At 70.9% G+C, this 20,658-nt stretch carries 17 protein-coding genes; 5 read left to right on the top strand and 12 right to left on the bottom strand.

Translation table 11 applies throughout. From position 1 onward, the window contains the following. Positions 1–80: 80 nt before the first annotated feature. The 3 genes from gap to whiA all read right to left on the bottom strand — a co-directional run bounded on the left by gap (position 81) and on the right by whiA (position 2,732). Positions 81–1,085 carry a type I glyceraldehyde-3-phosphate dehydrogenase gene (gap, locus tag HDA39_RS08800; RefSeq protein ID WP_184794736.1) on the bottom strand — a complete coding sequence of 335 codons (1,005 nt, stop codon included), beginning with the start codon at positions 1,083–1,085 and terminating at the stop codon, positions 81–83. A gap of 205 nt (positions 1,086–1,290) precedes the next feature. After that, complete coding sequence (locus tag HDA39_RS08795; protein WP_184794735.1) at positions 1,291–1,650, bottom strand: hypothetical protein; 360 nt, start codon at positions 1,648–1,650, stop codon at positions 1,291–1,293. Positions 1,651–1,748: 98 nt separating this feature from the next. Next, complete coding sequence (gene whiA / locus HDA39_RS08790; protein ID WP_184794734.1) at positions 1,749–2,732, bottom strand: DNA-binding protein WhiA; 984 nt, start codon at positions 2,730–2,732, stop codon at positions 1,749–1,751. A gap of 180 nt (positions 2,733–2,912) precedes the next feature. Between whiA and HDA39_RS08785 the strand changes: the two genes are divergently transcribed. Both HDA39_RS08785 and HDA39_RS08780 read left to right on the top strand, forming a co-directional pair. Then, positions 2,913–3,467, top strand: a complete 555-nt coding sequence (locus HDA39_RS08785) for a SigE family RNA polymerase sigma factor (RefSeq protein ID WP_184794733.1) — start codon at positions 2,913–2,915, stop codon at positions 3,465–3,467. Then, on the top strand, positions 3,464–4,309 hold the full coding sequence (locus tag HDA39_RS08780) for a hypothetical protein (protein WP_184794732.1): 846 nt from the start codon (positions 3,464–3,466) through the stop codon (positions 4,307–4,309). The genes HDA39_RS08785 and HDA39_RS08780 overlap by 4 nt, the downstream gene beginning before the upstream one ends. 43 nt (positions 4,310–4,352) lie before the next feature. Here the strand turns inward: HDA39_RS08780 and HDA39_RS08775 are convergent, their stop codons facing one another. From HDA39_RS08775 to uvrC, 3 genes are read right to left on the bottom strand one after another with little or no spacing between them, the layout of a single operon-like run. Continuing rightward, positions 4,353–5,294, bottom strand: coding sequence for a uridine diphosphate-N-acetylglucosamine-binding protein YvcK (locus HDA39_RS08775; RefSeq protein WP_184794731.1), 942 nt, complete (start codon positions 5,292–5,294; stop codon positions 4,353–4,355). Then, on the bottom strand, positions 5,291–6,157 hold the full coding sequence (rapZ, locus tag HDA39_RS08770) for an RNase adapter RapZ (RefSeq protein ID WP_184794730.1): 867 nt from the start codon (positions 6,155–6,157) through the stop codon (positions 5,291–5,293). Before rapZ ends, HDA39_RS08775 begins: the two co-directional genes overlap by 4 nt. Further along, positions 6,157–8,178 carry an excinuclease ABC subunit UvrC gene (gene uvrC, locus HDA39_RS08765; protein ID WP_184794729.1) on the bottom strand — a complete coding sequence of 674 codons (2,022 nt, stop codon included), beginning with the start codon at positions 8,176–8,178 and terminating at the stop codon, positions 6,157–6,159. Before uvrC ends, rapZ begins: the two co-directional genes overlap by 1 nt. A 95-nt stretch (positions 8,179–8,273) precedes the next feature. Here uvrC and HDA39_RS08760 point away from each other — a divergent pair, with 95 nt between their 5' ends. The 3 genes from HDA39_RS08760 to HDA39_RS08750 all read left to right on the top strand — a co-directional run bounded on the left by HDA39_RS08760 (position 8,274) and on the right by HDA39_RS08750 (position 11,512). Next, entirely contained in the window at positions 8,274–8,684 is a 411-nt protein-coding gene (locus HDA39_RS08760; protein WP_184794728.1) for a DUF6194 family protein, read from the top strand. Positions 8,685–8,806: 122 nt separating this feature from the next. Continuing rightward, positions 8,807–10,177: a S8 family peptidase gene (locus HDA39_RS08755; RefSeq protein ID WP_184794727.1), complete on the top strand. Its 1,371-nt coding sequence runs from the start codon at positions 8,807–8,809 to the stop codon at positions 10,175–10,177. Between the two features lie 105 nt (positions 10,178–10,282). Beyond that, entirely contained in the window at positions 10,283–11,512 is a 1,230-nt protein-coding gene (locus tag HDA39_RS08750) for a S8 family peptidase (protein ID WP_184794726.1), read from the top strand. Positions 11,513–11,618: 106 nt separating this feature from the next. Here HDA39_RS08750 and HDA39_RS08745 read toward each other — a convergent pair whose 3' ends face one another. From HDA39_RS08745 to eccCa, 6 genes are all read right to left on the bottom strand, one after another. Continuing rightward, positions 11,619–12,152 carry a Rieske (2Fe-2S) protein gene (locus HDA39_RS08745; RefSeq protein ID WP_184794725.1) on the bottom strand — a complete coding sequence of 178 codons (534 nt, stop codon included), beginning with the start codon at positions 12,150–12,152 and terminating at the stop codon, positions 11,619–11,621. A gap of 134 nt (positions 12,153–12,286) precedes the next feature. Next, entirely contained in the window at positions 12,287–13,705 is a 1,419-nt protein-coding gene (locus HDA39_RS08740; protein WP_184794724.1) for a MinD/ParA family ATP-binding protein, read from the bottom strand. Positions 13,706–13,714: 9 nt separating this feature from the next. Then, complete coding sequence (gene eccD / locus HDA39_RS08735) at positions 13,715–15,040, bottom strand: type VII secretion integral membrane protein EccD (protein ID WP_184794723.1); 1,326 nt, start codon at positions 15,038–15,040, stop codon at positions 13,715–13,717. A gap of 53 nt (positions 15,041–15,093) precedes the next feature. Further along, positions 15,094–16,140, bottom strand: a complete 1,047-nt coding sequence (locus HDA39_RS08730; protein WP_184794722.1) for a DUF6177 family protein — start codon at positions 16,138–16,140, stop codon at positions 15,094–15,096. Continuing rightward, positions 16,133–16,549: a hypothetical protein gene (locus HDA39_RS08725; RefSeq protein ID WP_184794721.1), complete on the bottom strand. Its 417-nt coding sequence runs from the start codon at positions 16,547–16,549 to the stop codon at positions 16,133–16,135. Before HDA39_RS08725 ends, HDA39_RS08730 begins: the two co-directional genes overlap by 8 nt. A gap of 1 nt (position 16,550) precedes the next feature. Next, positions 16,551–20,570 carry a type VII secretion protein EccCa gene (gene eccCa / locus HDA39_RS08720; RefSeq protein ID WP_184794720.1) on the bottom strand — a complete coding sequence of 1,340 codons (4,020 nt, stop codon included), beginning with the start codon at positions 20,568–20,570 and terminating at the stop codon, positions 16,551–16,553. Between the last annotated feature and the right edge of the window lie 88 nt (positions 20,571–20,658).

The raw sequence follows: 20,658 nt of genomic DNA, 5'->3' as shown, positions 1-20,658 counted from the left end.
AGTTCAGCAGTCCTCAGCAAACAGGCTTGCGCCCGGAGGGAGCCGAGGCTCTCCGGACGCAAGCTGTGGGTGGTGGAACGTCAGAGCGAGGCGCCGACGTAGGTGACCAGGTCGACGAGGCGGTTGGAGTAACCCCACTCGTTGTCGTACCAGCCGACGACCTTGACCTGGTTGCCGAGCACCTTGGTCAGGCCGGCGTCGAAGATGCAGGAGGCCGGGTCGGTGACGATGTCGCTCGACACGATCGGGTCCTCGGTGTAGCGCAGGTAGCCCTTGAGCGGGCCCTCAGCCGCGGCCTTGACGGCGGCGTTGACCTCTTCGGCGGTGGTCTCCCGGCCGACGTTGACGGTCAGGTCGGTGGCCGAGCCGGTCGGGATCGGGACGCGCAGCGCGTATCCGTCCAGCTTGCCCTTGAGCTCGGGCATCACCAGGCCGATCGCCTTGGCGGCACCGGTCGAGGTCGGTACGACGTTCAGCGCGGCGGCGCGAGCGCGACGCAGGTCGCTGTGCGGGCCGTCCTGCAGGTTCTGGTCCTGGGTGTAGGCGTGGACCGTGGTCATCAGACCCTGCTGGATCGTGAACTCGTCGTGGATGGCCTTGGCCATCGGGGCGAGGCAGTTCGTGGTGCAGGACGCGTTCGAGATGACCGTGTGCTTGTCGGCGTCGTACAGCTCGTGGTTCACACCCATCACCACAGTCAGGTCCTCGTTCTTCGCCGGGGCGGAGATGATGACCTTCTTGGCGCCGTTGTCGGCGTGCGTCTTGGCCTTGGTGGCGTCGGTGAAGAAGCCGGTCGACTCGATCACCACGTCGGCGCCGACGTCGGACCACTTCAGGTTGGCGGGGTCGCGCTCGGCGAACGCCTTGAAGGTGTGGCCGGCGGCGGTGATGTCGTCGTCGGTCGCCGTGACCTCGCCCGGGAAGCGGCCCAGGATCGAGTCGTACTTCAGCAGGTGGGCCAGGGTCTGGTTGTCGGTCAAGTCGTTGACGGCGACGACCTCGATGTCGGCACCGGACGCCTGCACGGCGCGGAAGAAGTTACGGCCGATCCGGCCGAAGCCGTTGATACCTACGCGTACGGTCACGGGACTACGTCTCCTTGAACTAGCTGTCGAGCACTGCCGCTACAGCCGAAACACTAGCCCAACAGCCCACTTGATCCACTGGTAGCGTCCACATGAGACCACCCCACCGCGGCGTAGACCACCGGACCAGACCACCCCACGCACGAGGGCCCCGGAGTTTCCCCGGGGCCGCCACGTGAATACCACTGGTCCTACTGGTGAACCGCTAGCGCTCCACGGCGGGCGTCGCCGGACGGTTGAGCGCCGCGCCGATGCGCGCTGTGGCGCCGTCGCCGCGCGGAGTGCTCGTCGGCGCGTCGGCCGGGCGACGGCCGGAGTCGAGCAGTCGCTGGGCGAGGGCCAGGTCGGCGCCCGGCCCCACCCCGAGCTTCCCGGCGATCTCGGTGACCGGCCCGGTGCTGGGGCTCACCGCGTCGTCCGGCCAGCCGACACCCGCGGACGGGTCGGCGACCATCTTGTTCTTGCTCTTCTCCGCGTCCGCCTTCTTCAGCGCATCGGCCTGCCGCTTGATCGCTTCCTGCTCGATCCGGTCCCTGGCTTCGGCTTCTTCTTTGGCTGTACCCATCAGTCCTCAGCATGTCGTCGGGTGGTTTCTCCCCGTCCGGCAATCCAAGCAGCGCAGGGCTTTCGGTCAACCGGGCCGACGACACGGAACGGACACGATCAGGCCGGGTCGAGCATCTCCGGCGTCAGGTTGGCCTCGGTGTTGGGGATCCCGAGGTCGGAGGCGCGCTTGTCGGCCATCGCCAGCAGCCGCCGGATCCGGCCCGCGACGGCGTCCTTGGTCAGCGCCGGCTCGTGCAGCTGACCGAGCTCCTCGAGGCTCGCCTGCTTGTGCTCCAGCCGCAGCTTGCCCGCGACCTGCAGGTGATCCGGTACGTCGTTGCCGAGGATCTCCAGCGCCCGCTCCACCCGCGCCCCGGCCGCGACCGCGGCCCGCGCCGAGCGGCGCAGGTTCGCGTCGTCGAAGTTCGCCAGGCGGTTCGCCGTCGCGCGCACCTCGCGGCGCATCCGGCGCTCCTCCCACGCCAGCACCGACTCGTGCGCACCCAGCCGCGTCAGCAGCGCGCCGATCGCGTCACCGTCGCGGATCACCACGCGGTCGACGTTGCGCACCTCGCGCGCCTTGGAACCGATCCCGAGCCGCCGCGCGGCACCGACCAGCGCCAGCGCCGCCTCCGGCCCCGGGCAGGTCACCTCGAGCGACGAGGAGCGCCCGGGCTCGGTCAGCGAGCCGTGCGCCAGGAACGCCCCGCGCCAGGCCGCCACGGCGTCGCAGGAGGCGCCGGACACCACCGCGGGCGGCAGGCCGCGGACCGGACGGCCGCGGTTGTCGACGAGGCCGGTCTGCCGGGCCAGCGCGTCACCGTCGCGGACCACGCGGACGACGTACTTGGTCTGCTTGCGGATCCCGGACGGGGAGATCACCACCACCTCGGACGGGTGGCCGAAGATCTCCGCGATGTCCTTGCGCAGCCGCCGGGCGGCCCGAGCGCTGTCCAGCTCGGCCTCCACGACGATCCGGCCGGAGACGAGGTGCAGCCCACCCGCGAATCGCAGGACCGAGGAGACCTCGGCCTTGCGGCAGCAGGGTTTGGTGACCTGGATGCTGGTCAGCTCGGACTTCACCTGTGCTGTCATCGCCATGTACGAAATCCTCCCACTGCTGTCAAAGACCCTCGCCCGCTATCCGGACCAGCCCCGCCACCCGCGGTCCTAGGGTCCAACTCCCCCAACTCCATCGGTGTTACGCGGCATTCCCACGTTCGTGGCAACCTTTCGGGGTACGGCTGTCGTTCCTCTTCCGACAGCCACGGGAGGAGCACGATGCGACGACGCAGTGAGGCGGACTTCACCGAGTTCGCCGAAGCGGCCCTGCGCCGCCTGCGCCGTACGGCGTACCTGATGTGCGGTGACTGGCACCGCGCCGAGGACGCGGCCCAGGACGCCCTGGTCCGGATCTACCGCGCGTGGGACCGGTTGGACCACGACGCCGGGCTGACCACCTATGCCCACCGCGCGGTGGTCTCGGTGGTGCTCGACCAGGCCAAGCGGCCCTGGCGCCGGGAGTTCTCCGACGACGCTGTGCCGGACCAGTTGCTGGCCGACCACTCCGGCGCCGTCGACGAGCGGCTCGCGGTCGTCCAGGCGCTGACCGGGCTGCCGGACCGGCAGCGCGCCTGCGTGGTCCTGCGGCACTACGCCGACCTCAGCATCGAGGAGACCGCTCAGGTGCTCGGGATCGGCACCGGCGCGGTCAAGAGCCAGACCTCCCGCGGTCTCACCGCACTGCGCGAGCAGCTGAAGCGACCGGCGCCCGGCACGGGCGAGCCGGCCGGCGACAGGGCTCCGGCCAACAACAACGAAGGGGTTCTGTCATGAGCAGCGACATCGAGGACCTGCTGGTCGACGCGGCGGACGACTCGGCCGCGCCGATGCGGCACACCGTCGACGACGTCGTACGCCGGGGCCGCCGCGGCCAGCGGCTGCGCCGGATCAGCGCGGTCGCCGTCAGCGCGATCGCGGTCGCCGGTGTGGCCACCGCGGTGGCCGTCCTGCCCGGTCAGGACGACGAGGCACCGGTCGCCGGTCTCGGCCTGCCCGCGCCGGAGACCACGGTCAGTCTCGACCCGAAGACGGGCAAAGCCACCGAGGTGCTGCCCGCGAAGAGCACGCTGTCCGACGCGCAGGTGATCGCGCGCTGCCAGCCCGCCGACGGCCAGTACCGGCAGAGCGCGGCGAAGGCCGGTGGCGGCTCGGAGTCGATCTCCGGCTGGAAGGTCGCCCTGACCCAGGCCTCCGCGAGCTGGGTGAGCGCGATCCTGGTCTCGCCCGACCAGAAGCGCTACGCGTACTGCCTGGACAACGCCGGCGCCGGGACGCCGAGCGACGACTACCTGCGGCAGGGCGTCGCGGACGACAAGCCGTACGTCGTGTGGGCCGATCACAACGGCTCCCGGGGCGTCGTACCGCGTGGTGTCGCGAAGGTGGACTTCCTGACCAGCGACGGCGTCTCCTCGCCGGCCGTGGTCGAGAACGGCTTCTTCCTGTGGGCGTCGCGCCGGACCGCCGTCGGCGACCCGTCGGCGCCGATCTGGGCGATCTTCTCCGACGCCCAGGGCCGCGAGGTCGCCCGCTTCAACGCGAACCCGTTCCAGAACGACCAGGTCGGCGTCCCCGGCGGCAAGACCGTCGAGCGCGCGCCGATCTTCCCGAAGCGCTGAACCCCGGGCGGCCCCGATCTGAGGGGGTCGGGGCCACCTGGGTTCAGGCGAAGAGTTCGCGGTAGATCTTGGCCAGCTTGGCCGGATCGTGGTGCAGCACCTGCTGGTCGTCGGCGATGTCGGCGATCACCAGTTCAGCGCCCAGCGAGGCCGCCGTACGGCGCAAAGACGCCGGGTCGGGGACATGTCCCTCGTCGGCCAGCACCACGTCGATACGCAGCTCTGGAGCGTGCGCGGCGAGCACCTCGAGGTGCGTCTCCGGCGAGAACCCGTCGGTCTCGCCCTTCTGCTCCCCCAGGTTGAGCGTGACCAACCGCCGCGCGCTCGTCTGCTCCAGCCCACGGCACAGCGCCGGGACCAGCAGGTTAGGGATCACCGACGTGAACCACGACCCAGGCCCGACGACAACCCAGTCGGCCTCGGCCACAGCGACCAACGCCTCCGGACAAGCCGGCGGATCGGCCGGGTCGAGCGCGACGTCGACCACATGCCCCTCGGTCGTCGCGACCTCGGTCTGCCCGCGGATCTCAGCGACCGCCTCGGGATGCAGCGGATCCAGCCCGATCACCCGTGCGGTGATGTCCAGCGGTACGGCGGACATCGGCAGCACCCGCCCCTGGGCCCCGAGCAGCCGACCGACCCAGTCGAGCCCGTCGACGGCTTCGCCCAGCAGCTCCCACAAGGCGACGATCAGCAGGTTCCCGACCGCGTGGTCGTGCAGGGCACCATCGCTGCGGAACCGGTGCTGCAGCACGTCGGCCCACGTCCGGCCCCACTCGTCGTCCCGGCACAGCGCGGCCAGCGCCATCCGCAGATCCCCTGGCGGCAGCACACCCAGCTCCTGGCGCAACCGGCCCGAAGACCCACCATTGTCAGCAACCGTGACAACAGCGGTCAGCTGGTCAGTGACCTGCCGCAGGGCAGACAGCGATGCGGCGAGGCCATGCCCGCCGCCCAGTGCGACGACCCGTGGGGCCCTCGTCACTCCCGCCCCAGATCTCTGTGCACCACCAACGTCGGTGACCCCTTCTCGCGCAGCCGGCGCCCGATCTCCTCGGCCATCGCGACGCTCCGGTGCTTTCCACCGGTGCAGCCGATCGCGACCGTGACGAACCGTTTGCCCTCGTTCAGATAGCCGGTCCGCAGGGTGTCCAGCACGTCCCCGTAGTTCTGCAGGAACTGCTGGGCCAGCGGATGACCGAGGACGAAGTCTGACACAGGTTTGTCCTGCCCGGTCATCGGGCGCAGGTCGGGCTGCCAGTACGGGTTCGGGACGAACCGCATGTCGGCCACCACGTCGGCGTCGACCGGGATGCCGTACTTGAACCCGAACGACACCACGGTCGCCCGCAGCTCGGCGTTCTCCTCGTCGCCGAAGGCGTTCACGATCTTCGCGGCGAGCTGGTGGATGTTCAGGTTCGAGGTGTCGATCACCAGGTCGGCGCCGGCCCGGATGTCCCCGAGCAGCGCGCGCTCGCGCTGGATTCCGGTCAGCAGCCGGCCTTCGCCCTGCAGCGGGTGCGGCCGCCGGACGCTCTCCTGCCGGCGCACGATCACGTCGTCGGAGGCCTCCAGGAACAGCACCTGCGGCCGGTACCCCTTGGTCCGCAGGTCCTCCAGCGCGGACCCGAGCTCGTCGAAGAACATCCCGGTCCGGACGTCGACCACCACCGCGAGCCGCGGCGACGCTCCGGTGCCGACGACCTGCTCGACGATCGTGGTCAGGAACATCGGTGGCAGGTTGTCGACCACGAACCAGCCGAGGTCCTCCAGCACGTCCGCGACCGAGCTCCGGCCCGCGCCGGACATTCCGGACACGATGATCAGGTTGCCGCTCGACTCGTCCATCAGTTCAGGTTCTCCCCGTTCGGCGGACCGGCGGGCCCCGGTCCGTCGTCGTCCAGTATCTCGCCTGTGGCGGTGTTCACCGACGGCGCCCGGCCGGTGTCGGCCTTCGTTGCCGCAGCGTTCACTGCCAGGACCACCGACTCCGCCGTACGACGGCCGAACCCGGGCAGCTCCGCAACCTCGTCGACGGTCGCCCCGCGGAGCTTGCGCAGCGACCCGAAGTGCCGCAGCAGCGTCTTGCGACGGACCTCACCGAGCCCCGGTACGTCGTCCAGCACGCTCTCCACCATCGTCTTCGAGCGCCGGCTGCGGTGGTGGGTGATGGCGAACCGGTGCGCCTCGTCGCGCAGCCGCTGGAGCAGGTAGAGCCCCTCGGAGGTCCGGGAGAAGATCACCGGGTCCTCCTCGTCGGGCAGCCAGACCTCCTCCAGCCGCTTGGCCAGACCGCAGACCGGGATGTCGCCGAGCCCGAGCTCGTCCATCGCCTGCCGCGCGGCCGCGACCTGCGGCGGACCACCGTCGACGACGACCAGGCCCGGCACGTACGAGAACTTCTTCGCCCGTCCGGTCTCCGGGTCGATCAGGTTGGCGGTCGGGTCCTCGCCGTCGGGGACGTTGACCCGCTCGTCCAGCATCCGCTTGAACCTGCGGGTCAGCACCTCGGCGATCGAGGCGACGTCGTTCTGGCCCTCGACGCCCTTGATCACGAACCGCCGGTACTCGCTCTTGCGCGGCAGGCCGTCCTCGAAGACCACCATCGAGGCGACCACCTCGGTGCCCTGCAGGTTGGAGACGTCGTAGCACTCCATCCGCAGCGGCGCCTCGGGCAGCTCGAGCGCGGCCTGGATCTCCTCCAGCGCCAGGTTGCGGGTGGTCAGATCGCTGGCCCGCTTGGTCTTGTGCATGGTGAGCGTCTGCAGCGCGTTGCGCGCGACGGTCTCCATCAGGTCCTTCTTGTCGCCACGCTGCGGCATCCGGATCGCGACCCGCGAGCCGCGCCGCTCCGACAGCCACTCGGTCAGCGCCGCCTCGTCGTCCGGTACGACGGGCACGAGGATCTCCCGCGGGACCGCGTCGGCGGTCTCGGTGGCGTACATCTGCTGGATGAACCGTGACACCAGGTCGCCGGTCCTCGCCGTCCCGTCGGCCTTGTCGGCGATGAACCCGCGCTGACCGCGGATCCGCCCACCGCGGACGTAGAAGATCTGCACCGCGACCTCGAGCGGGTCCTCGCTGAGCGCGACCACGTCGGTGTCGGTGCCGTCGCCGAGCACGACCGCGTTCTTGGCCAGGGCCTTGTCCAGCGCGGACAGGTCGTCGCGGATCTTCGCGGCCCGCTCGTACTCCAGCTCGGCCGCGGCGGCCTTCATCTCCTTCTCCAGGCGGCGCACGTACGTCGCGGTCTGGCCGGACAGGAACGCGGAGAAGTCCTCGACGATCTTGAGGTGCTCCTCCTGGCTGACCTGGCCGGTGCAGGGCGCGGCGCACTTGCCGATGTAGCCGAGCAGGCAGGGCCGGCCCATCTGGCGGTGCCGGTTGAAGACGCCCTTGCTGCACGAGCGCATCGGGAAGACCCGCAGCAGCAGGTCGACGGTCTCGCGGATCGCCCAGGCGTGGCTGTACGGGCCGAAGTAGCGCACGCCCTTCTTCTTCGGGCCGCGGCCGACCATCACCCGCGGGTACTCCTCGTTGAGGGTGATCGCCAGCCACGGGTAGGACTTGTCGTCCCGGTACTTCACGTTGAACCTCGGGTCGTACTCCTTGATCCAGGAGTACTCCAGCTGCAGCGACTCGACCTCGGTCGAGACGACCGTCCAGTCGACCTTCGCCGCGGTCGTCACCATCGACTGGGTCCGCGGGTGCAGGTTCGCCAGGTCCTGGAAGTACGACGACAGCCGGGCGCGCAGGTTCTTCGCCTTCCCGACGTAGATCACCCGGCCGCCGGCGTCGCTGAAGCGGTACACCCCGGGCGAGTCGGGGATGGAGCCGGGCGCCGGGCGGTAGGACGATGGATCAGCCACCGCACCACCCTAGTTCGCCCCGCCGACAGTGCTCGCCAGTACTGCCGTCAGCGCGCAAAAGTCTCTACTGCAGCTTCAATGAGACGCTTGAAGGCATGAACCTCGACCAGTACCTCGACCGGCCCGGCGGCCGGACCCTGACCGCGAACGGCGACACCTTCTGGATCTACGACCCGGCCGGCGATCTCCCACCCGAGCGCCAGATGCCCTGGGCCACTCTGGTCACCTCCGACGCCTACGACTCCGCCTCGCACCTCGACCGCCCCGGCGTCGAGCGGCTCAACCTCGGTCTGCCGAAGGCCGACTACCTCAAGCTGTTCCCGGCCGCGCCCGAAGCCGTCGACCACACGGCGCTCGACGTCGTCCTGCCGCATCCGGTGTACGCCCCGCAGTACTGGATCTGCGTCGTGTCGCCGTCGGAGGCGACCCTGAAGGAGCTCGAACCCCTGGCCGAGTTGGCCTACCGGTTCGCCGTCCGGAAGTACGAGAACTTCCGGAGGCGCTGACGTCTCGGCCGGGCTGAGATCGTGTTACGGCTTCTCCTCTGCTCCCGATCGGTGGCGCGGCCGGGCGGCGGCCCGGTTTTAGCGTGAAACCTGACCCGCTGTGTGCCGAGTCAGGAGCCTCCATGAAGCTGTCCACGAACTCGCGCGGCCTGACGGCCGCCTTCGCCGCCGTCCTGGTCTGCGCTCCGGCCCTGCCCGCGGCCGCGCGGGTCGCGCTGGACGTCGACCGCTTCGCGCCGTTGATCCGGGAGGCGAACTCCCCGGCAGCGGTGCCCGGCAGCTACATCGTCGTGCTCAGCGGGACGCCGTCGGCCGAACTGACCCGGGCGACCAACCGCAGCCTCGCCTCGACGTACGACGTGACGGTACGCCGCGAGTTCCACGCGTCGGTCCGCGGTTTCTCGGCGGCGATGAGCGCGGAGCAGGCGGAGCAGCTCGCGGCCGATCCCCGCGTCGGCTTCGTCCAGCAGAACCAGGCACTGAAGGCGACCCAGGACGATCCGCCGTGGGGCCTCGACCGCACCGACCAGCGCACGCTGCCGCTGGACGAGAAGTTCGAGTCCGACACCACGGCCAGCACCGTGCACGCGTACGTGATCGACACCGGCATCTACGCCGAGCACCAGGACTTCGGTGGCCGCGCCTCGATCGGTACGGACACGCTCGGCGACGGCCAGAACGGTGTCGACTGCATCGGTCACGGCAGCCACGTCGCGGGGACCATCGCGGGCACGCAGTACGGCGTCGCGAAGGCGGCGAAGGTGGTCGGTGTCCGGGTGCTCGACTGCTCCGGCAACGGCACGACCGAGACGGTGCTGGCCGGCGTCGACTGGGTCACGGCGAACGCGGTCAAGCCCGCCGTCGCGAACATGAGCCTCGGCGGCAGCAGCGACCCGGCCCTGGACGCGGCGGTCAAGGCGTCGGTGGCCTCCGGCATCAGCTACGCCGTTGCCGCTGGCAACGAAAGCGCGGACGCCTGCGGGGTGTCGCCGTCCCGGGAGCCGTCCGCGGTCACCGTCGGCGCGACCGACCGGAGCGACACCCGGGCGAACTTCTCCAACTACGGCCCCTGCGTCGACCTGTTCGGCCCCGGCGTCGACATCGAGTCGGTCGGCATCACCGGGCCGGAGGCAACGGAGACCAAGAGCGGCACCTCGATGGCGACGCCGCACGTCGCCGGGGCGATCGCGCTCTACCTGGCCGACAACCCGGAGGCGACGCCGGAGCAGGTGTCGACGGCGTTGCTGGAGGCAGCGACCTCGGACGCGGTGCAGGACCCCGGCACCGGTTCGCCGAACAAGTTGCTCTACCTGGTGCCGCCGACCCCGGTGACTCCGCCCGTCACTCCCCCGGTCACCCCGACCCCGACTCCCACGCCCACTCCGACCGAGACCCCGGTGGTCACGCCGAGCACGACACCGGTCGGCACGCCGAGCCACACGTTGCGGTCCCCCGACGGTTCTGTTGCGGACCGCCCCATACCTCGGACCTGACCACCGATTGGGATGAGCGGCGAGCACGGTCTGTCACCCAGGGTGTACGGCAGGACCGAGCGTGAGGCACCGGGCCGCACGCACTTGCAGAGGGAGATACCGCCCATGTCCCCAGTCACCCCATCCCGCCGTACCAGAGCACTGCTCGGCGCGGCCGCCGCTTCGGCGCTGGCCGTGTCGGGTCTCGTCGCCACCGGCGTCGCGAGCAACGCCGACGAGCCGGCGGCCGCCACCGTCCGCGGCGCCGGAAGCGCCACGGCGATTCCCGGTAGCTACGTCGTCGTGCTCAAGGGCGAGCGGTCGGTCGCGGCGACCAAGGCCACCACGCAGAGCCTGGCGGCGTCGTACGACGCGACCGTGCGCAAGCAGTTCAGCGCGTCGATCCAGGGCTTCTCCGCCGCGATGAGTGAGGACCAGGCGAAGAAGCTGGCCGGCGACGAGCGGGTCGCGTTCGTGCAGCAGAACCAGACGATGAAGGCCAACCAGGACAACCCGCCGTGGGGCCTGGACCGGTCGGACCAGCGGGACCTGCCGCTGGACAAGAAGTACACCGGGTCGTCGACCGCGGAGAACGTGAACGTCTACGTGATCGACACCGGCATCTACCCCGACCACAAGGACTTCGGCGGCCGCGCCTCGGTCGGCACCGACACCGTCGGCGACGGCAAGGAGGGCATCGACTGCGCCGGGCACGGCAGCCACGTCGCGGGCACGATCGCCGGTGAGACCTACGGGCTGGCCAAGGGCGCGAAGGTGTTCGGCGTCCGCGTGCTCGACTGCGCCGGCTCGGGCTCGACCGAGTCCGTGGTGGCCGGGATCGAGTGGGTGACCGCCAACGCGAAGAAGCCGGCCGTGGCCAACATGAGCCTCGGCGGCGGCGCGGACGCGGCGCTCGACGCGGCGGTGAAGGCGTCGGTCGACGCCGGCGTGACGTACGCCGTTGCTGCTGGCAACGACACCGCGGACGCCTGCACCACCTCGCCGGCCAAGGAGCCCTCGGCGATCACCGTCGGCGCGACCGACGACGCCGACGCGAAGGCCTCGTTCTCGAACTTCGGCAAGTGCGTCGACCTGTTCGCACCCGGCGTCGACGTGGAGTCGGTCGGGATCACGGGGCCGGACGCGACCGACACGATGAGCGGTACGTCGATGGCCACGCCGCACGTCGCCGGTGGCATCGCGCTCTACCTGGCCGACCACCCGGACGCCACTCCGGCCGACGTCGCGACCGGCCTGCTCGGTGCCTCGACCCCGGACAAGGTCGGCGAGCCCGGCGCCGGTTCCCCGAACAAGCTCCTGTTCGTCGGCGCCGTCGACCCGGCCGCGCAGAAGTAACCCGCTGAACGCCCCCGGCTCGGTCCTCCCCCCTGCCGAGCCGGGGCCGGTACGACGAAGGACCCGGCCTCTCCCCGGCCGGGTCCTTCGTCGTACCCCTCCTGCGTCAGGCGGAGCCGACGATGTTGCCGCCCTGGACCGAGACGGTGACCGCGGCCAGCGGGTCGCGGGCCGGGCCGTTCACGACGCTGCCGTCGGTGGCGCTGAACTTGCTGCCGTGGCAGTTGCAGTCGATCTCACCGTTCTCGACCTTCGCCACGATGCACCCGCTGTGCGTGCACACGGCGGTGAATCCCTTGTACTGCCCGGCGGTCGGCTGGGTGACGACCACCTTCGCGTCCTTGAACACCGCGCCGCCGCCGACCGGGACGTCCGAGGCCGGCCCGAGCACCGGGCCACCGCCGCTGGACGGCGCCGAGGAGGGCGCCGAGCTGGGTGCCGACGTCGGGGCGTCGGACGGCGCCGAACTGGTCGGGGCGCTGCTCGGCGTACCGCCTGCGTCGCCATCGCCACCGCACGCCGCGAGCAACGGCACACTCACGCCCGCCAGCCCTGCCACGGCGGCACCGCGCAGCACCGATCGGCGGTCCCGCACATCTGCGATCACCCGGTCGAGCTTGGCCGTTCTGTCGTCGCTCATGAATCTGGACCTCCGTGAGCTGGATGTAGTTGAACGCTCTGCTACCTGTTGTTCTACCCGACCCTGCCAAACCGGGCCGTACCAGGAGGAACGGCCGGATCAGCGGATCGGTTCAAGCGACGGCGGAAACTTGTTCAACGCGTTGCGCGCTCGACCAGCCGGGCGGCCATCTCCAGCGCCGCACGCCGGGTGGCCGGCTCGAGCATCTCCGGGCGCAGCGGCCAGGCGTGCTGGAAGTGCGCGTCGTACGGGAGGACGACGTACCCGAGACCGCGGTCGGAGACGGCCGACTGCAGCCAGCGGACCGGCTCCGGGTCGTCGGGCCGGTTCTCCGCGATGATCACCAGACCCTTCTGGACCAGCATCTGCTGACCCTCCGGGGTCAGCTGGTCGAGCTGGGCGATGCTCGCCGGAGCGTCCTCACGCGCCGTCGGGATCACCAGGGCGACCGCGTGCGACGAGCCGGCGACGTACGCCGTGGCCTCGTCGAACAGGCCGGCCGGGCAGTCGACCAGCGAGATCGGGATCTGGTTCGCGCCGCCGACGTTGCGCGAGGCCAGCACGTCGCTGATCGCGTCCGCGGTCGAGTCGGCGCGGGCCAGCTGGACCCGGGAGCTCGGCGTGTTCGCGATGCCCTGGTCGAGCCGGTGGGTCAGCTTGCCCTCGAGCGGGAACGCGTCGACGGCGAGCACGAGGTCGCTGCGCTGCGACGCGATCGTGTCGGCCAGCAGCGCGGTGACGGTCGACGTACCGCTCTGCGGGACCGGGCCGAGCACGCCGATCATCCGGCCGATGCCGATCGGGCGGCGGATCACCGCGATGTTCTCGACGTCGCGCTGCATCCGGCCCGAGGCGCCGGCGATGTAGGCGGCCTCGGCCGCGAACCGGCCGACCTTGCGCAGGAAGCCGCCCGGCTTCTCCTCGTGCTGCAGGCCGACCGTGTTCGTTGCCACCGGCAACGCTCCGCCGAGCGGGTCCTGGTACTGCGGTGTGTACGCCTGGCGCCCAGGACCGCCGTCGGGCATCGGGTTGTCCCAGCCGCTCGGCCCCTGCGGCTGCGGCGTGTTCCAGCTGCCGTCGCCCTGGGGCGGCTGCTGCTGATACTGCTGCTCGTAGTGCTGCACCGGGGGCTGCTGGTACTGCGGGTACGGCGGCTGCTGGTACTGCTGCTGCTCAGGCGGCGGTTGCTGCTGGTACTGCGGCGGCGCGTACTGCTGCTGCGGCGGGTAGTACGGCGGCTGGTACTGCTGAGGCGGCGGCTGCTGCCACTGCTGCTGGTACTGAGGGTCCTGGTACTGCTGCTGCGGCGGAGGCTGCTGCTGGTACTGCTGCGGCGGCGCGTACTGCTGCTCGTACTGAGGTACTTGCTGCTGCGGAGGCACAGGTGCACCCCACCCACCACCGGTCGGCGCGGGCGGAGGCGTCATCGTCTGCTCCACCGGCGCCTGCGCCTGGTGAGGGGCGGGCTGCTGCGGCGCGGCCGGAGGGCCGGCCGCCGCAGGCTTGTCGTCGAGGCGGGCCATCATGTCCGCCTGCCAGTTCGGCCCGGTCATACCATCCGATCAGAAGACGTCGAGCAGATCGCTGAACACCCCGAAGGCACCGAGCACCAACGGGACCAGCGCCACCACAGCCAGCACCTGGACCTGGTCCAGGACCTGACCGAGCCGGACCTGCACGTGGTCCTGCGGGGTCCAGGAGAGACCGAAGCCTCCGACCATCGCCACCACCACGAGCAGTCCGACTGCTACCAGTGTGCCACCCACCGACTGCTGGGACAGATCCTGGACCAGCGCGGCGATCACAACTCCAGCAGCGGCGAACAGTCCGAGCACCTCCGCGGCCAGCGGGTACAACCGCGAACGCGAGCACAGCAGCAACGCCAACAGGGCCGCGATGCTCACCGTCCACGCCGAGCCGTGCAGCGCGAGCACGAGACCCGCGGCGGCCGACCAGAGCGCGATCGCCGTGGCGGACAGCGCCAGGCCGACGTGCGCCGCGTTCAGCGCCGCCTCGACGTCCGGGCGGCCGATCTCGTTGCCACGGGCCCGTACGTCGTCCAGCGCGGTCAGCCCGGACAGCGACAGCGCCAGCCGGGGCAGCACCCCGAGCAGCAGCACCGCGACCGCCGCGATCAGCGCGCTCAGCTTGTCCACGGAGACGCCCGCGCCGACCCCGACGATCCAGATCACCGCGAAGATCATCGCCGTACCGCCGCCGACCAGACCGCCACCGGCCAGGCCGGCCATCGCGAACAGCAGCGGGCCGACGCCCAGGGCGAGCGCGACGATGCCACCGCGCATCGGCACCGACCAGTCCTCGGACATCCCGAGCGACCAGGCCACGATGGCGAGCAGGACCGGAGTGACCACCAGCAGCGTGATTGCGGTCGCCCGCTGGTTGGCCCGGCCCAGTACGACGCCGCCGAGACCAGTGATGATCCCGACGACCAGCAGCACGAACGCGGCGACGTCCGGCTGCGTCGCCCGGACCAGGGCGATCGCTCCGGCCAGCAGGGCGAAGATCAGCGCGGCGCCCGAGGCCCACTGACGGTGCTTGCGCTGGAAGGTGGTCCCCCGGCGTTCGAGGTCGTCCACCGCCTCCTCGGCCACGTCGTACACGGTCGGTGGCGGCGGGACCTCGCCCTCGGCGGCCAGCCGGAGCACCGCGCCGTCACCGATCTGGGCCGAGCCCAGCGTCAGTTCCAGCGAGACCGTCTGACCGGTCGGGGTGGTCAGGTACCGGCGCCGCGGCGACGGATCGACCGGTTCGCCGAGCATCCGGAGCAGGTCCGGCATCAACCGGCCCAACGGCTCGTCGACCGGCAGTACGGCGTCCATCTGACGCTGCCGCCCGATGATGGTCACCCGGCTGTAGACCGCAGCCACCCGTCACACCTCTCTGATCGTTGCTACTACTGAGCGAGTACTACCGGCGTGGTTCAGCCGGCCACCGGCGCACCCGGCGGCACCAGCCGGCCGAGCAGCGCGCTGTAGACGTTCCAGTCCAGCTGGTTCTTGCCGTCGCCGATCGGGTACCAGACCGCCGGCGTACCGGACGGGCCGATCTTCACCGGAGTGATCTCGGCGACGCCGGTCAGGTCCAGTGCCTTCTCGGCGCCGGTGCCCTGCAGGGCCTCGTTCCCGACCGCCATCGCCATCGGAGCCGGTACGCCGGTCCAGTGCGGGATCGCGTTGGTGTCCTTGCCGTTGCCACGCGTGCCCTGGGCGAAGAACGAGACCAGTGTGAAGGAGTTCGCCAGCCGCTCCGCCACCTTGCGTACGGCGTCCTGCGACGGCAGGCCGTCCGGAGTGGAGACGGCCATCGTGATGACCTCCTCCAGCCCAGCCGGACGGCGGTGGATCTCCACCGCGCCCGCCGCGCTCAGCCCGTCCTTGCCGCCGCTCAGCGACAGCCAGGTCGGCTTCGGCGCCCGGCGACGGCAGTACGCCGTGAGCTGGCCGACGTTCCAGGGCTGGGTGACCGGCTCGGCCGTGCCCCAGCCTGCCGGCGCGGCACCGGTCAGGTCCTCGAACAGCTGCTCGGAGGCCTTGCCGACGACCGTCGTCTCGAGCGCCTGGTACCGGACCCGGGCGGTGATCATCAGCTGCCACGGCAGCTCCAGCTCGACCGCCGCGAAGGTCGGGCTCATGTCGACCTTGTCCTGCTCGCCGGCCGCGACGGCCGCGAACATCTGGCCGTCCCACTGCAGCTTCGAGCCGCCCTGGCCGTCGTACGCGCCCTCACCGTTCGGCTCGGTCACCACCCAGCGTGACTCGACCCCCCGGAACAGGGTCGTCCGGGCGTTGAAGGTGAGCTGCGTAGTCGCCGGGGTGACCAGCTGCAGGCCGAGGCCTTCCGCCTCCGCGGCCGCGAGCGCGTCGACCATCCACGCGGACATGCCGACCACCGGGCGGTCCTGCATGATCACGACGACCTTGTCGGTCCGGATGTCGATCGCCGGGCTGAGCTCGACCGGGTTAGGCATGCTGGCCTCCAGCAGCGTTCTGCGCGGGTGCGGCAGGGGTGGGCGGGTTGAACGGGGGCGGGACAGGCTTCCACACTCTGCCACCCAGCCGCTCGACCAGCTTCTCGGCGTACCGGTCGGCGAGCTCCGGACCGCCCTCCTGCGGGTTGGCCCGGACCTCCATCCACCAGACCGGGGTCTGCGTGCCGGCCAGCTCCGGACCGAGCAGCCGCTCGACCTCACCGGGCACCTGGATCAGGATCGGCGCCTCCAGCGAGGCCAGCGGCACCCCGTCCGGGGAGCACAGCTGCAGTACCGCGCCGTCGGAGACCTCACGCACCAGCCAGTCCGGTCCCGCGGCCATCATGCCGGCGAGCACATCCTGGTACGACGGCCTGCCGTCGATCAGTGCCACCACGTCGTAGCTCACTTCACTCCGCCTTCGGGTCGGCAGCGGACGTGGTCGCGTCCGCCAGTGCGGTCTGGATCAGGGAGGGCCGCTCACCGCGGCGGACGAACAGCCCGCGGCCCGGCGGGTAGTTGCCCGGGACGGCACCGGTGAACAGCGCGCCCTCGGCCTTGTCGCCCGACAGCACCAAACCGGCGGTACCGGACTCCATCACCGTGGTCAGGAACGGTTCGTACATCGCGCGCCCGGCACCGGCGGCCCGGCGGGCGATCACGAAGTGCAGGCTGATGTCGCGGCCGGAGGCGATGTACGGCAGGAACGGGTCCATCGGCGCCTGGCCACCACTGGTCAGCAGGTCGTAGTCGTCGGCGACGACGATCACCTTCGGACCGGCGACCGGCGGCGGGGCCGCGTCGTTCAGGTCGTCCGGCAGCCGCTTCTCCAGCTCGCCGGCCACACCGGCGGCCAGCCCGGCCCCGACCCGGCCACTGGTCGCGTAGCCGCCCAGGTACTTGTCCGGGAGGAACCCGCGCAGACCGCGCCGCGGGTCCATCACCGCGAACACGACCTCGTCCGAGCTGTACCGGTCGGTGAGCTGCTCCAGGATCAGCTTCAGCAGGTTGGTCTTGCCGGACGCGGTGTCGCCGAAGATCACCAGGTTCCCGTCGCGCTCGAACAGGTCGAGCAGGACCGGCGCCATCGCCGTCTCGTCCAGGCCGATCGGCACCCGTACGGGTTCTTGCTGCGGACCGGGCATGGTCGACCGCTCCAGCTTGTGCGGGAGCACCCGGACGCGCGGCGCGGTCGGCCCCTGCCAGGCGGAGCCCAGTGCCAGCGCCTGGCCCTGGATCGCCTCGCTGAGGTCGTCGTCCTGCAACAGGCTGTCCGTCCGCGGCAGCGCCAGCTGACCGAACAGCTTGCCGCGCGGGGTGAGCACGCGGCCCGGCCCGGCGTTGCGCATCGTCTCCTGCAGCCGGCGGTCGATGTTGGAGTCCGACGGGTCGTTCAGCCGCAGCTCCAGCACCGTGCCGAACAGCGTCTGGGTCGCCATCCGGACGTCGCTCCAGCGCAGCATCGCGGTGACCATGTGGATCCCGTAGCTGCTGCCGCGCTGGACCAGGTCCGCGATCGGCTCCTCCAGCTCGTCGAACGTCGTCTTGATCGCGCCGTAGTTGTCCAGTACCAGGACGACGTCGGCGACCGGCAGCTCGGGCAGCTCGCCCGCGGCGTGCATCGTGCGCAGCCGTTCCATCGTGTCGATCCCCCGGTCGCGGAAGACGATCTCGCGCTGGTCGAGCATGCCGCGGACCTCCTCCAGCGTCCGGCGGATCTTCTCCCGGTCGGTCCGGATCGCGACGCCACCGACGTGCGGCAGGTCGGCCAGCGGCTGCAGGCCACCACCGGCCAGGTCGATCGCGTAGATCGCGACCTCCTGGGGCGTGTAGCTGTGCGCCAGCGACGTGACCAGGGTGCGCAGGAACGTCGTCTTGCCCGACGACGGCCCGCCGATCAGCGCGCAGTGCCCGCCGGTGTGGGTCAGGTCTAGCCGGAACACGCTCTGGCTCTGCTTGCGCGGGTCGTCGATCACACCGATCGCGGGCGCCATCGGCGGCGCCGGTACGGCGTACTGCAGGCCGCGCGCGGCAGTGATGTCGACCGGGCCACCGACCTGGTCCAGCGTGCAGACCTTCGGCAGCGGCGGCAGCCACACCTGCGGGACCGCCGTCGCGGCCGGCTTGACCTGGTCGACGAACACCCCGAGCACGGTCGGCCCGGTGCTGCGTTCGGTCGAGTCGTCCTTGTCGTCCTTCTTCTCGTCCTCGGCCGCGAGCTTGGCCAGGTCGGGCTGCTGGTACGGCGTGACGAGGTACGGCCGGACGGCGGGACCGTCCTTGGCCTTCTCCTCCTCCGGCACCACGCGGCCCTTGTACGGTCCGGACACGTAGGCCGCGCGGAAGCGCTGGTACACGCTCGTGTCGACCTTCAGGTACCCGAAGCCGGGCAGCGGCGGCAGGTGGAACGCGTCCTCGGTGTCGAGCACCGTGCGGCTCTCCTCCTCGGAGAACGTCCGCAGACCCAGCCGGTACGACAGGTAGGTCTCCAGGCCGCGCAGCTTGCCGCCCTCGACCCGCTGGCTGGCCAGCAGCAGGTGCACACCGATCGACCGGCCGATCCGGCCGATCGACAGGAACAGGTCGATGAAGTCCGGCCGCGCGGTGAGCAGCTCGCCGAACTCGTCGATCAGCACGAACAGGTGCGGGTACGGCGGCATCTCCGGCCGCTGCTGGCGCAGCAGGCGGTAGTCGGTGATGTTGGCGACGTTGCCGGCGTCCTTCAGCATCTGCTGCCGGCGCTGCACCTCACCGGCCAGGCTGGCGTAGGCGCGCTCGGTCAGGCTCGGGTCGTCGACCAGGTTGGTGATGATGCCGGCCACGTGCGGGATGCCCTCGAACGGCGCGAACGTCGCACCACCCTTGTAGTCGATCAGCACCATCGCCAGGTCCTCCGGCGAGTGCGTCGCGAGCAGGCCCATCACGAGCGTCCGCAGTACCTCGGACTTGCCGGAACCGGTCGCACCGATGCACAGACCGTGCGGGCCCATGCCCAGCTGGGCCGACTCCTTCAGGTCCAGTACCACGGGCTGGCCGTGGCTGTCGACGCCCAGCGGCACCCGGAGGAAGGCCCGCTCGTGCCGCGGCACCCACATCCGCTCCAGGTCGAGATCACCCGGGTCCTGGATCTGCAGCAGGCCCATGAAGTCGACGGTCTTCAGCGACGCGTCCTCCTCGAGCGACTCCTCCGACAGCCGCAGCGGCGCCAGCGAACGCGCCAGGCCCTCCGCGGTCGCGAGCGGGGTGTCGTCGAGCTGGCCCTCGGCGGTCATGTAGCCACCGCCGCGCAGGTCCTCGACCAGGACACGTGCCTCCTGGACGGTGATCCGGATGGCGACGTTGCTCGGCTCCTGCATCCGGTCCTGGACCAGGTGGAGCACGGTCACGCCCAGCTCGCCGATGCCCAGCGTGGGATCGGCCGGAGTGACCTCGGTCGCCACGTCGCCGTACGTGTCGTGCAGGACGAGCATGCGCTGGATCATCCGGCGCTTGTCGCTGCCGAGCGAGCCGCGGCGGGCCTCGCTGGCCAGTGTGACGCGGGAAGCGACGTCGTCGCGGATCAGCTCGGCCAGGTCACCTGGCTTCGACGCGACCCGGCGGAACGGGTGCGGGCCTTCGCGGCGCTCCGGGTCGACGGTGTGCGGGAGCCAGCCGACCCACTGCCACTGGGCGAGCGCGGCGGCCGGGAAGCTGGCCGCCACCTCGAGATCCTCGGGCGCGTGGAACACCGCCGCCTGCAGCATCAGCGCCCGCGCGATCCGTACGACGCCGTCGCGGTCGCCGACGATGCTGACGTTGCCCGCGAGGTCCAGCGGGATGGTCAGCGGCATATCCGGCATCAGCGCGAACCGGCGGGCCAGCGCCTCGGCCTCGGCCATCATGAACGGGTCCGGCGGGTCCATCATCGAGCCGCTCTGCGCGAGCGTCGCCGGGACCACGGGCATCCGCCCGGTCGCACAGCGGACCAGCAGGAAGTCGGGATCGCCGCGACGCCGTTCCCACAACCGGGCCGGGTCGCGGACGCAGTCCACCAGGGCGTCGGCCGGCGGGTTCAGCGCGAGCGCGGTCTTGCGGTTCTGCCGCTCCATCTTGCCGAAGTCCTCGCGCAGCCGCTCGAGGTAGTCCAGGTACCGGTTGCGCTGGTCGCGGCTCTCCTTGCCGGACCGGCCGCGCTGGGAGAACATCATCCCGAACGTGCCGACCACGGTCAGCGCGAGCACGCCGACGCCGATCACGGCGGACATCCCGGTCCGCATCGTGCTCATCATCCCGACCGAACCGAGCACACCGACGGCCGGCATCAGGGCCTGCATCGCGTTGCCGCCGGCCTTGCCTCGCGCGCCGGGCGGCGGGGTCTCGATGACCCGCGGCTGCCCGGTGTCGATACTCCGGGTGCTCCGCGCCGGGCGGTGCACGAGTCGTGTCGACACTGTCTCTCCTCAGCTGGGCCCGAGCGGCCCCTCGACTGCACGACATGAACGCCTCAGATGGCATGCTGCACCGGACTCTAGTGGAGGG

Source organism: Kribbella italica (assembly GCF_014205135.1).
Taxonomy (GTDB): domain Bacteria; phylum Actinomycetota; class Actinomycetes; order Propionibacteriales; family Kribbellaceae; genus Kribbella; species Kribbella italica.
This window is presented reverse-complemented; position numbering and strand designations above follow the sequence as displayed.

What these genes read in the sequence shown, in the direction of transcription:
- HDA39_RS08795 (WP_184794735.1), bottom strand. Translation starts at nt 1,650, where the DNA reads ATGGGTACAGCCAAAGAAGAAGCCGAAGCCAGGGACCGGATCGAGCAG.
- whiA (WP_184794734.1), bottom strand. Translation starts at nt 2,732, where the DNA reads ATGGCGATGACAGCACAGGTGAAGTCCGAGCTGACCAGCATCCAGGTC.
- HDA39_RS08785 (WP_184794733.1), top strand. Translation starts at nt 2,913, where the DNA reads ATGCGACGACGCAGTGAGGCGGACTTCACCGAGTTCGCCGAAGCGGCC.
- HDA39_RS08780 (WP_184794732.1), top strand. Translation starts at nt 3,464, where the DNA reads ATGAGCAGCGACATCGAGGACCTGCTGGTCGACGCGGCGGACGACTCG.
- rapZ (WP_184794730.1), bottom strand. Translation starts at nt 6,157, where the DNA reads ATGGACGAGTCGAGCGGCAACCTGATCATCGTGTCCGGAATGTCCGGC.
- HDA39_RS08760 (WP_184794728.1), top strand. Translation starts at nt 8,274, where the DNA reads ATGAACCTCGACCAGTACCTCGACCGGCCCGGCGGCCGGACCCTGACC.
- HDA39_RS08755 (WP_184794727.1), top strand. Translation starts at nt 8,807, where the DNA reads ATGAAGCTGTCCACGAACTCGCGCGGCCTGACGGCCGCCTTCGCCGCC.
- HDA39_RS08750 (WP_184794726.1), top strand. Translation starts at nt 10,283, where the DNA reads ATGTCCCCAGTCACCCCATCCCGCCGTACCAGAGCACTGCTCGGCGCG.
- HDA39_RS08745 (WP_184794725.1), bottom strand. Translation starts at nt 12,152, where the DNA reads ATGAGCGACGACAGAACGGCCAAGCTCGACCGGGTGATCGCAGATGTG.
- HDA39_RS08740 (WP_184794724.1), bottom strand. Translation starts at nt 13,705, where the DNA reads ATGACCGGGCCGAACTGGCAGGCGGACATGATGGCCCGCCTCGACGAC.
- HDA39_RS08730 (WP_184794722.1), bottom strand. Translation starts at nt 16,140, where the DNA reads ATGCCTAACCCGGTCGAGCTCAGCCCGGCGATCGACATCCGGACCGAC.